This window comes from Vibrio sp. MOR3, from assembly GCF_001557775.1.
In the GTDB taxonomy this organism is placed as follows: domain Bacteria; phylum Pseudomonadota; class Gammaproteobacteria; order Enterobacterales; family Vibrionaceae; genus Vibrio; species Vibrio jasicida.
Genome location: NZ_LNRD01000016.1, coordinates 1 through 11398, shown reverse-complemented (window position 1 = coordinate 11398; position 11398 = coordinate 1). Strand labels below are relative to the sequence as shown.

The 11398-nt window shown below is 45.1% G+C and carries 5 protein-coding genes, 1 tRNA gene, 1 rRNA gene and 1 riboswitch; of the genes, 3 read left to right on the top strand and 4 right to left on the bottom strand.

The features are described 5' to 3' along the window. Window positions 1–33 precede the first annotated feature (33 nt). Window positions 34–1818: a PglL family O-oligosaccharyltransferase gene (locus ATB76_RS22550; protein WP_061036135.1), complete on the top strand. Its 1785-nt coding sequence runs from the start codon at window positions 34–36 to the stop codon at window positions 1816–1818. Window positions 1819–1874: 56 nt separating this feature from the next. Here the strand turns inward: ATB76_RS22550 and ATB76_RS22545 are convergent, their stop codons facing one another. Next, window positions 1875–2996, bottom strand: a complete 1122-nt coding sequence (locus ATB76_RS22545) for an alanine--glyoxylate aminotransferase family protein (protein WP_061036134.1) — start codon at window positions 2994–2996, stop codon at window positions 1875–1877. Between the two features lie 224 nt (window positions 2997–3220). Then, window positions 3221–3399: riboswitch (Lysine riboswitch) on the top strand. A gap of 121 nt (window positions 3400–3520) precedes the next feature. Between ATB76_RS22545 and lysC the strand changes: the two genes are divergently transcribed. Beyond that, the gene (gene lysC / locus ATB76_RS22540) at window positions 3521–4873 is read left to right on the top strand and encodes a lysine-sensitive aspartokinase 3 (RefSeq protein WP_061036133.1); all 1353 of its coding nucleotides are present in this window, start codon (window positions 3521–3523) and stop codon (window positions 4871–4873) included. 75 nt (window positions 4874–4948) lie between these two features. Here the strand turns inward: lysC and metH are convergent, their stop codons facing one another. Next, on the bottom strand, window positions 4949–8629 hold the full coding sequence (metH, locus tag ATB76_RS22535; protein WP_061036132.1) for a methionine synthase: 3681 nt from the start codon (window positions 8627–8629) through the stop codon (window positions 4949–4951). 189 nt (window positions 8630–8818) lie between these two features. Between metH and ATB76_RS22530 the strand changes: the two genes are divergently transcribed. Then, complete coding sequence (locus ATB76_RS22530; RefSeq protein WP_061036131.1) at window positions 8819–10144, top strand: sodium:proton antiporter; 1326 nt, start codon at window positions 8819–8821, stop codon at window positions 10142–10144. 889 nt (window positions 10145–11033) lie between these two features. Here the strand turns inward: ATB76_RS22530 and ATB76_RS22525 are convergent. Both ATB76_RS22525 and rrf read right to left on the bottom strand, forming a co-directional pair. Beyond that, a tRNA-Asp gene (locus tag ATB76_RS22525) sits at window positions 11034–11110 on the bottom strand. Between the two features lie 32 nt (window positions 11111–11142). Further along, window positions 11143–11259 (bottom strand): 5S ribosomal RNA (gene rrf / locus ATB76_RS22520). Window positions 11260–11398: the final 139 nt, after the last annotated feature.

The following is an 11398-nucleotide window of genomic DNA, read 5'->3' as shown; positions in this document are numbered from 1 at the left end:
TGGTCTTTTTTCATTCAAAACAACACAATAACTATGGCTACTATACACGTCAGTGGAACCAAGCTTTCTCCAGGTAAAGTGCAAGTTCCTCTTAATCGCAAGTTCCTCATCACGCTAGCAGCACTCTTTTTGCTGGCGATGCACTTTTTTATGCCAAATCCGGGCGGTTCAGGGCTCGCATTGTCTTTTAACGCAACCACGTGGGTGGCGTTCAGCTTTACGCTCGGGATCGGCTGCTACCAACTTGCGACCAACCGTGTATTACGCTATTCCAAATTAACGATTGGTCTGTTGATTAGCTGCATCATCATGACATTGCCTATCTTTTATCCAAATGCGGATAGCGCACTGGCAGCGAATAAATTAATTGGCCTGTGGTGCGGCATGCTGTTTTTTATTGTGTTGCAGCAATTCCATTTCAGTAACAAACATCGCCAACGTTTACTGTGGTTTATCGTTCTTGCGGCTGTGATAGAGGCTCTATTTGGCCTCACTCAATACCTTTACCTCAAGCCAGGTAACGTATTTGGGTACGACACTGTTGCTAATCGTCCTTATGGTATATTCCAACAGCCCAATGTCATGGCGAGTTTTCTTGCGACAGGCTTAGTGATCGCAAGTTATCTGCTTGTCCGTCAACCTTATAAATACTCGCGTAAGCTTAGCGATATCTATCTGCTTTATGCTGTGCCAGTACTTACCCTGCCGCTGATTGTCGCATTGGCATCTCGAACAGGGTGGCTTGCTTCTATCATCGCGATCCTATTAGTCATTCCGTACATGTACCGCTTCGCAACTAAAGCTAGGTTCGTACGTTGGGTAGTTGCAATGGCAACAGGTTTGGCTTTATCTATTGTGATCATGCAGATCGCTTTTCCTGATGGTAGCGGATTAGCCAGTGAAAAAGTGAACATGGAATCTCCGAGAGCTTACACCTTCCCACAAACGCTCGATATGGTGATTGAAAAACCATTTACTGGTTACGGTTATGGTAAATTTGAATCGGAATACATGCTCTATACAGCTCGCCAACACGCTCTAAATGAGAGTTACCCTGCGGGTTTACCATCGATGGATCACCCACATAACGAACTCTTATATTGGTCTGTAGAAGGCGGGTTGTTACCAATCTTGGGGATTTTCCTCGCGATGGCGTTAGTGCTACACCGAATCTATCAGGCCAAACGAGGGACACGTCTAGCCTTACTCGCCCTCTTCATCCCTATCATCCTCCATTCACAGCTAGAGTATCCGTTTTACCACTCGCTGGTGCATTGGATCATCTTCATAATCCTACTGTACTGGGTTGACCAGCGAGTCTCTCGCTACCGTCAGGCACCTTTTAGCCGAGTGACTAAGAGTTTACTTCGTGTTTGCAGCTTAGTAATTCCAGTCGTATTCAGCTTTTATATGGTGAGTGCTCTGCATACCAACTACGTATTAACTAAGTTTGAGACCACGCGCCCAACCAATCCGGACATCCTGAATCAGGTGACAAACCCTGTAGTTTGGAAAGATCGTTTCGACTGGGATGTATACAGTACTTTCTTGAATATTGGATTGTACAAGCAAGATCCAACCTTGATTCAGCCTTACATTGATTGGTCTTTGGAGATAATTAAAGATAAGCCCCGTCCAGCGTTCTACAACAACCTAATCCTTGCATACCAAGGACTGGATGATACGAGCAAGGCAGAACAAATCCGTGCAGAGGCACAATTCTTGTTTCCTAAGGTTGATTTCAGTGGCGTCAATTATCAACCGCCTTCTCAAGCCGTATCAGCTTCACCAACGCCAACTTCTGGTGCTGATCAATAAACATAAAAAAGCGAAGGGATGACCTTCGCTTTTCTTTATCTCGTTGTCGAATCATTTTACTCAGTCAGCGATTCTTCTAAAGCACGCAAACACAAAGCAACATTTTCAGGTCGAGCACCATAGCCCATCAAACCAATTCGCCATGCTTTGCCGGCAAGCGCTCCCAAGCCCGCACCAATCTCAAGGTTGTAGGTTTCAAGGAGATGATGACGCACTTTAGCTTCATCAATGCCCTCTGGAACATAAATCGCGTTAAGTTGTGGTAAGCGGTACTCTTCTTCTACCACAAATTCAAAACCCAACTTCTGTAATCCTGCTTTTAGCTTCTCATGCATCAATTGATGGCGTGCCCACGCATTTTCTAAGCCTTCGTTCTTCAGGATAAGTAGTGCCTCATGAAGTGCATATAAGCTGTTCACTGGTGCTGTATGGTGATAGCTGCGTTTGCCCTCTCCACTCCAGTAACCTAATACTAAGCTTTGATCCAAGAACCAGCTTTGAACCGGTGTCTTTCTGGCTTGAATCTTCTCTATGGCAGCAGGAGAAAGCGTCACAGGTGATAACCCCGGTACACACGACAAGCACTTCTGACTTCCTGAGTACACAGCATCCAACTGCCACTCATCAACCTTAAGAGGCACACCACCGAGTGATGTCACCGCATCCACAATCGATAATAAACCGTATTGTTTGGCTAGCTTACTCAACGTTTGAGCATCACTTACTGCCCCTGTCGATGTTTCTGCATGAACAAAAGCAAGGATCTTCGCATCAGGGTTCCGCTTTAACGCTTCTGCAACTTTATTAACCGATACTGGCGTGCCCCACTCATCATCCACAACAACTGCTTCACCACCAGCACGGACTACGTTTTCACGCATGCGCTCACCGAAAACACCATTGCGACAGACGATAACTTTGTCACCCTTTTCAATCAGGTTGACGAAACACGTTTCCATGCCCGCACTGCCCGGAGCAGAAACGGCGATGGTGAATTCGTTCTCAGTTTGGAAGGCGTATTTGAGCAGTTGTTTTAGCTCATCCATCATCGCAATAAAAAGCGGGTCTAGATGGCCAACCGTTGGGCGGCTCAAAGCTTGCAAAACTTGAGGTGAAATATCAGATGGACCAGGTCCCATCAGAATACGATGTGGGGGAATAAAGCTTTGGATCGGCATGTCAGCTCCTTGATTGCAGTCATTCATCCTGAGCGTTATAAAAATTCTATTTAAAAGGTTGGCTCAGGTATCGAACTTTTCACCCTAATAGATTTTTTCTCTATCGGCAATTAGCCCTAAGTATAGAGGTCAAACCACTGTCACAAATTCGTTAATAAAAACTTTCATTCTGGTTGGAGATATTGGTTGACATTGTGACAACAAAACCGTTCAATGTTTGAGCTTTATGCAGAAGAGGAGCACTGCCCAGGCAGGTGATTTGTGGAGCCGCAATTCCAATACCAATCACTCAGGGGGAGTAGTGCCGAGGTAAGTCAAAGTTGCAGGATTTGGCTTATCGGTTGACTTGGGTTGAGTCCCATCAACTGTCATCAGCGCAGTCTGATGAAGGGCTTCTGAGGGTAAATTTTCAAATTACATTCTAAATACCTCTCTATTTGCTCTGTTCCTTTCCTCACCAAAACATTGGATGTATTGGCAACCAATTGATGTTGTTATTTTTTAGGAAGTCGTGGGAGAACGCAGTGAGCGCATTTAACGTAGCGAAATTCGGTGGAACCAGTGTTGCCAACTTTGAGGCAATGAGCCGTTGTGCCACCATTATAGAAAACAATCCAAATACCCGCCTTGTCGTGAGTAGTGCTTGTTCTGGCGTGACCAACCTTTTGGTCGAACTAGCAAACGGTGTTCAGGACCAAGAACATCGCGCTAAAGTGCTGCAAAAATTAGCCGATATCCATGAATCAATTTTATCTCGATTAGAAGATGCTACTAAAGCGGCTGCCGAGGTTTACGAGATTCTAGATACAGTCACAAGCCTTGCAGAAGCGGCCTCTATTCAAGCAAGCACCAAACTGACTGACCATTTAGTGGCATGTGGCGAGCTGATGTCGACTCATATTCTTGCTCAGTTAATGCGTGAAAGAGGCATCAACGCCGCTCGTTTTGATATTCGAGATATTTTAAAAACAGATGGCAACTTTGGCCGCGCAGAACCACAACTAGCAAGTATTTCAATGCTAGCGCAAGAACAGCTGGTTCCTCTTTGCCAAAAACATGTCGTCATTACACAGGGCTTTATTGGCTCAGATGAAGAAGGCAACACCACGACATTGGGTCGCGGTGGTAGTGACTACAGCGCAGCTTTGATTGCTGAAGGTGTTAAAGCCGCGGGCTTAGAGATCTGGACTGACGTTCCGGGCATTTACACTACCGACCCACGAATAGCCCACAAAGCGTCACCAATTCCTGAGATCAGCTTTAGCGAAGCATCAGAGATGGCAAACTTCGGTGCGAAGATCCTTCACCCTTCTACTCTGGTACCAGCACTCCGTCACGATATTCCGGTCTTCGTTGGCTCTTCTAAAGAGCCAGAAAAAGGTGGTACGTGGATTCGACACCAAGTAGAGAGCTCACCGCTATTCCGAGCCCTTGCTCTTCGTTGCAATCAAACTATGGTCACTCTGCGCAGCGTGAACATGTTCCATGCTTACGGATTCTTAGCGAAAGTGTTCGAGATCCTGGCTAAACACAAGATCTCAGTAGACTTGATCACCACATCTGAAATCAGTGTGTCACTCACTCTCGATCAAACAGACACATCAGGTGGTGCTCCGCAGCTACCACAGGCAGTACGCGAAGAGCTCGAAGAATTGTGTACAGTAGAAGTTGAGCACGACCTCTGTTTAGTCGCTCTGATTGGTAACAACATGAGCGAGAGCAAAGGCTACGCTAAGCAAGTCTTCGGAACACTAGAGGACTTCAACTTACGTATGATTTGTTACGGTGCAAGCCCACATAACTTATGTTTCCTTGTTCATGAGTCTGTATCACGACAAGCTATTCAGAAACTGCACACAGAGCTATTCGAGCAATAATCGCTACTAAATACTCTGGACGAATAAAACAAAGGGCTGCACGTAGCAGCCCTTTTCTTTTGCGTGTGGATCGATTTAACCGTTAATGTTTGGACCGAGCCACTTTTCAGCCTCGATCCTATCCCAGCCCTTGCGATCAGCGTAACTTAGCATCTGATCCTCTTGGATCTGAGCGATCGCAAAATAACGTGAGTCTGGATGGGAGAAGTACCAGCCAGAAACAGAGGCTCCTGGATACATCGCATAGCTCGAGGTCAAAGACATACCAATATTCTCTTCAACATTCATCAATTCCCAAAGAGGTCCTTTCTCGGTATGTTCAGGGCATGCTGGATAACCCGGAGCAGGTCGAATACCTTGGTACTTTTCACGAATCAGGTCTTCATTAGAGAGTGCTTCTTCTGCCGCGTAGCCCCAAATTTCTTTACGTACTCGTTCATGCAGACACTCAGCAAATGCTTCTGCCAGACGATCCGCAACCGCTTGAATCATAATAGCGTTGTAATCATCGCCTTGTGCTTTGTATTCATCTGCGAGTTCACGCTCACCAATTCCACCAGTCACTGCAAATGCGCCAATCCAATCTTTTTTACCCGACTCTTTCGGAGCAACATAATCAGAAAGGCAATAGTTGAACCCTTTTGGTTTCTCGGTCTGCTGACGTAAATTGAGCAAAACTTTCGCTACTTCGGTACGTGATTCATCTGTGTAGACTTCGATATCATCACCAACACTCGCCGCGGGGAACAAACCACACATACCACGAGCCTTAAGTAATCCTTCACGTTCAACTCGATCCAGCAAATCATTTGCATCTTTAAACAAACGCTTCGCCTCTTCGCCAACCTCTGAGTGTTTAAAAATGGTCGGGTACTTACCAACGAGAGACCACGTCATAAAGAAAGGCGTCCAATCGATGTACTGACGCAATGTCGCAATATCGAAGTCGTCAAAAACATGGATGCCAGGCTTAACGGGTGCTGGCGGTGTGTAAACGTCCCAATCAATAGCAACCTTATTGGCACGAGCTTCTTCTAGAGTGACCGGCTTGGTTCTTGGTTTTTTGCGGTTGTGTTGATCACGAACACGAACGTAATCCTCATCCAGCTTCTCCACAAACGCAGGACGAAGTTCATCAGACAACAATGATGTACATACTCCAACCGCTCGCGAAGCATTATTCACATACACCACTGGGTTCTTGTAGTTTTGTTCAATCTTAACCGCAGTATGCGCTTTTGACGTCGTTGCACCGCCAATCAAGAGTGGCAAATCAAAATCAAGACGCTCCATCTCTTTTGCTACATGAACCATTTCATCAAGAGAAGGGGTGATAAGGCCTGATAAACCAATAATGTCGACATTCTCTTCTTTCGCTACTTTGAGGATCTTTTCGCACGGCACCATGACACCAAGGTCAATGATTTCGTAGTTGTTACACTGCAAAACTACACCAACGATATTCTTGCCAATATCGTGAACGTCACCTTTCACCGTCGCGAGCAAGATTTTGCCATTCGATGAGCCCGCTTGCTTTTCTTTGTTAATGAAAGGCTCAAGGTGGGCAACCGCTTGTTTCATTACACGAGCAGACTTAACAACTTGCGGAAGGAACATCTTACCTTCCCCAAACAAGTCACCCACCACGTTCATGCCATCCATGAGAGGGCCTTCAATCACTTCTAATGGCTTAGAGGCATTTAAACGGGCCTCTTCTGTATCTTCGACAATAAACTCAGTAATGCCTTTTACCAGCGCATGCTCTAAACGTTTTTCTACTGGCCAAGTACGCCACTCTAGAGCAGAAGCATCTTCTTCTTTGCCAACACCCTTTCCTGCGTATTCGGCGGCGATATCAAGTAGTCGCTCAGTTGAATCATCACGACGGTTGAGAACCACATCTTCTACCGCTTCACGCAACTTGTCAGGAACGTTATTGTAGATTTCTAGCTGACCCGCGTTAACGATACCCATGTCCATGCCATTTTTAAAACAGTGGTACAGGAATACCGCATGAATCGCTTCACGAACATAGTTATTACCGCGGAATGAGAAGGAAACGTTAGAGACACCACCAGAGATCATCGCATGAGGTAAGTCGCGTTTGATATCAGCCACCGCTTCGATGAAGTCCACTGCGTAATTGTTGTGTTCTTCAATACCCGTCGCGACAGCAAAAATGTTTGGATCAAAGATAATGTCTTCTGGCGGGAAGCCAACTTCATCAACAAGGATTCGATACGCATTGGTACAAATTTCAAGTTTACGCTCTCGTGTTTCCGCCTGACCAAGTTCATCAAATGCCATCACAATAACGGCCGCACCATAACGACGGATCAACTTCGCTTGTTCAACAAACTTCTCCTTCCCTTCTTTCAAAGAGATAGAGTTAACAATGCCTTTGCCTTGAATACACTTCAAGCCAGCTTCGATAACCTCCCACTTAGAAGAGTCAACCATGATTGGTACTTTTGATATCTCTGGCTCAGATGCACATAGATTAAGGAAGCGAACCATACAGGCTTCAGCATCCAACATACCTTCATCCATGTTGATATCGATAATCTGAGCCCCGTTCTCTACTTGTTGACGAGCTACTTCAAGAGCTTCATCGTAGAGCTCTTCTTTGATCAGGCGTTTAAAACGAGCAGAGCCAGTTACGTTCGTGCGCTCACCCACATTGATAAACAAGGTTTCTTTTTCAATCGTTAGTGGCTCAAGACCTGATAAGCGGCAAGCAACGGTAAGATCAGGTAACTCTCGAGGCTTCACCCCCTCAACTGCCATTGCCATGTGACGGATGTGTTCTGGTGTCGTACCACAACAACCACCAATTAAGTTTAAGAAACCACTCTCTGCCCACTCTTTAACATGTTCAGCCATATCTTCAGGTGAAAGGTCATATTCACCAAATGCGTTCGGCAAACCCGCATTTGGATGAGTAGAGAGAAAGGATTCAGATATACGTGATAACTCTTCTACATACGGTCGCAATTCGTCAGGCCCAAGTGCACAGTTCAAACCGAACGAAAGAGGATTCACATGGCGTAACGAATTATAGAAAGCTTCGGTTGTTTGCCCAGATAGTGTTCGTCCAGACGCGTCCGTAATCGTGCCTGAAATCATAACTGGAAGTTTAAATCCTAGCTCTTCAAAGACGGAATCAACGGCAAAAGCACAAGCTTTGGCATTCAACGTATCAAAGATCGTCTCGATCAGAATAAGGTCAGAACCACCTTTAATTAAGGCGTGAGTTGACTCGGAATAAGCTTCAACTAGCTCATCAAACGAAACATTACGATAACCTGGGTCATTTACGTCAGGAGAGATAGAACAAGTACGGTTGGTTGGGCCAAGTACACCGGCAACATAACGCGGACGGTCAGGAGTCTTTGCCGTCCATTCATCAGCGGCTTCACGGGCCAGCTTAGCAGCCGCGAAGTTAATCTCTTCACTGAGACCTTCCATATCATAATCCGCCATCGCGATGGTCGTGGCGTTGAAGGTATTGGTCTCTAAAATATCAGCACCTGCTTCTAAATAAGCAGTGTGTATCTCTTTTATCAATTGAGGCTGACTAAGCACCAACAAATCGTTGTTGCCTTTTAGATCGCAATGCCAATCGGCAAAGCGCTCTCCTCGATAATCTTGCTCTTCAAGTTTGTAACCCTGAATCATGGTGCCCATACCACCATCGATCAGAAGAATACGTTGCTTTAACTGAGCTTCAATCTGTTGTCTTACATTACTTCCCACAGTACAGCCTCATTCCTTTTGTTATTTCTCCATCCTATCACACAAGCAACAGGAGTCTAGACGTCTAAAATAGGAATTGTAATTATTTTGTATTGTCTCGAGTTACAAAATAATCACGAAAAAATGTTTGCTATTTAGACAACATCGGCCGAGAATTCCATTCATAAAATGTTACAAATAGAGAGCTCTATGTCGGTCTATCATACTTTATGTTTTCTATCCGCGGCAGCAATGGTTATCGCCTTTGTAAACAGCAAGATAGGAAAGATGCAAACGACCATCGCCATTACCGCTGGTTCGATGATCCTTTCACTTCTCATTCTAATCGCAGGTCAAAACGATTGGTTTCATCTTACTGAGATTGCCACAGAAACCGTCACCAGCATAAATTTCGAAGATTTTCTTCTGAAAGGCATACTCGGCTTCCTGCTTTTTGCCGGTGGTTTGGGTATCAAACTTCCCAACCTTAAAGATCAAAAGTGGGAAATTACGGTACTCGCTTTAGGTGCAACGCTCTTCTCCACATTCTTCATTGGTTTTGTTCTTTACGGTTTTTGCCAAGTTATTGGTATTCAGTTTGACCTTGTTTACTGCTTACTGTTTGGCGCACTTATCTCTCCAACCGACCCGATTGCGGTTCTCGCTATTGTGAAGAAATTGGACGCTCCAAGACGCATTTCAACACAAATTGAAGGCGAGTCTCTGTTTAACGATGGTTTCGGTCTCGTTATCTTTGTCACTCTATTCACGATCGCATTTGGTACAGAAGCCCCGACGGTTGGTAGCGTAACCCTTCTATTCATCCAAGAAGCAATTGGCGGTATTGTTTACGGCTTCGTATTAGGGTTAGTTTTCCACTACTTGATTAGTGCGACCGATGACCACTCCATGGAACTATTATTAACGATTGGCGTTCCTACAGCAGGTTATGCTCTAGCTGAATATCTCCATGTTTCAGGACCACTTGCAATGGTAGTCTCTGGCATCATGATTGGTAACTGGACACGCTTTATCGGCTTCTCAAAAGAAAGTGAAGACCACCTAGACCATTTCTGGGAGTTGGTCGACGAATTCTTGAATGGTGTACTATTCCTTCTAATCGGTATGTCGATGTTGCTATTCGAATTCCATAAAGAAGACTGGATTATGATGGCGATATCTGTGCCACTAGTACTTGGTGCCCGCTACCTAAGTGTCTTTATTCCTTATATTGGCTTTAAACGCTACAGAAAGTACAACCCATGGTCCGTGAAGATTCTAACTTGGGGTGGATTACGTGGAGGTCTAGCTTTAGCAATGGCACTATCAATTCCATCAGGTATTTTAGTCATCCCAGAAAAACTGATTGATGTGAAAGAGATCATCATGGTGATGACCTACTCTGTTGTAGTTTTCTCGATCCTTATTCAAGGATCAACGATAACGCCAATGATTGAGAAAGCGAAGCAAGCAGAGAAAGAAATGGAAGCCGAGGCTCCTGTTGCTAAGCATGAAACTAAAGTCTCTCAAGAATAAACTCTCTTATAATTGAAAAATTAGGCAGCCGATTGGCTGCCTTTTTTATGCCTGAACCAAGCAGCTATTAATAGAATAGACTGGCTGATTTCCCTCAAACATCGCCACGCTCTGATATCCTTCCAATATCAACAAACTCCAGTCAATACTAAAAACTCAAATTAAAACAATCCTCAAGATCCCTAGCTACACTAAGGTTGAATCGGTCGATGCTTAGTTTCAAGACTAAGTAAGATTTGGGCACAAAATACAACAGCTCGTTTACAGGCGGAATATGGCACAACATTGAGCCCGATAGAGTAAGGCTATGAAAATATCATGTAGCAAACCAGAGCATTACGAACTACACCAATATTGCAGACGAGGTGTGATATGCATGGAGTTAACTCTTGGAAAGTGATGATGGAGTGACAAATATGTGCAAAAGATAATGAATTAACCTGGCCAGTAATCTGACAGATTGGTATGGCACTAGCAGCCCACACCAAGCAACGAAGAAATTTGTGGATGCCAGAATTGTTATTTCTAGCGAGACTTTCAATAAGTGCCGGAACGACTGGGCTTGCACTCAATTGGACTCGTTGGTTGTAGACCAAAGTAATATCGCAAATACGAAAAATTCCCAGCATTTCTGCTGGGGATTTTTGTCTGAATAAGTGGCGAATCGGCGAGGGCGCCTAGCCCGGAGTTGCAGGCGGCCGAGACTCGTTCCCTGACAAGGGAAAACCTCTTTGCTTTTAAACGACAAAACCCAGTCCGAAGACTGGGTTTCTAAATAAGTGGCGGAGCGGCTGGGCTTGCACACAAGCGGAACTCGTTGGTCGTAGACCAAAAAATAATATCGTAAATGTGAAAAGACCTCAGCATTTCTGCTGAGGTCTGGAATAAGTGGCGGAGCGGACGGGACTCGAACCCGCGACCCCCGGCGTGACAGGCCGGTATTCTAACCAACTGAACTACCGCTCCGCACTGGTTAGACATTTAAGTCTAAATTTAAAGCCTGGCGATGTCCTACTCTCACATGGGGAAACCCCACACTACCATCGGCGCTAATTCGTTTCACTTCTGAGTTCGGAATGGAAGTCAGGTGGGTCCAAATCGCTATGGTCGCCAAGCAAATTCTTTAATCTGGAAAGCTGTTTTTAAATTCTATTTATACACATTCAATGTTCTTGCATTGAGTCCATCAAAACCCCTTGGGTGTTGTATGGTTAAGCCTCACGGGCAATTAGTACAGGTTAGCTCAACGCCTCA